Origin of the sequence: Streptococcus sp. HMSC076H09 (genome assembly GCF_001811765.1) — a bacterium.
Lineage (GTDB): Bacteria > Bacillota > Bacilli > Lactobacillales > Streptococcaceae > Streptococcus > Streptococcus agalactiae.
This window is the reverse complement of the sequence record NZ_KV806606.1, coordinates 1-751: the sequence shown is the minus strand read 5'-3', so window position 1 is coordinate 751 and position 751 is coordinate 1. Positions and strand designations below refer to the sequence as shown.

1 protein-coding gene is annotated in these 751 nt (G+C 38.2%); it reads left to right on the top strand.

Translation table 11 applies throughout. The annotated features are described in order from the left end of the window. Nucleotides 1-12: 12 nt before the first annotated feature. Nucleotides 13-751 (top strand): IS5 family transposase gene (locus HMPREF2818_RS09900; protein WP_144428695.1). Its coding sequence is split into 2 segments (ribosomal slippage), with 737 coding nucleotides annotated over them: nucleotides 13-387 and nucleotides 390-751; the frame shifts between segments, so codons are not numbered across the junction. This gene is flagged as partial in the annotation.

Sequence of the window (751 nt, the reverse complement as noted above, 5' to 3'; positions counted from 1 at the left end):
TACAATAGTTCTATGAATTATGAAGCAAGCAAACAATTAACTGATGTACGATTTAAGCGCCTTGTTGGTGTTCAGCGCACTACTTTTGAAGAGATGTTAGCTGTGTTAAAAACAGCTTATCAACGTAAACACGCAAAAGGTGGCCGAACCCCTAAGTTAAGCTTAGAAGATCTCCTCATGGCTACTCTTCAATACATGCGAGAATACCGCACTTATGAACAAATTGCGGCTGATTTTGGCATTCACGAAAGCAACTTAATCCGTCGAAGTCAATGGGTTGAATCAACTCTTATTCAAAGTGGTTTTACGATTTCAAAAACTCATCTTAGTGCTGAGGATACGGTGATTGTGGATGCAACAGAGGTAAAAATCAATCGTCCTAAAAAAATCAACTAGCGAATTATTCTGGTAAAAAGAAATGTCATGCTATGAAGGCTCAGGCGATTGTCACAAGCCAAGGGAGAATTGTTTCTTTGGATATTGCAGTGAACTATTGCCACGATATGAAGTTGTTCAAAATGAGTCGCAGAAACATCGGACAAGCTGCTAAAATCTTGGCAGACAGTGGTTATCAAGGGATCATGAAGATGTATTCACAAGCGCAAACTCCGAGGAAATCAAGCAAACTTAAGCCACTAACTCTTGAAGATAAAACCTATAACCATACGCTATCCAAAGAGAGAATCAAGGTTGAGAATATTTTTGCCAAAGTAAAAACGTTTAAAATATTTTCAACAACCTATCGAAATCG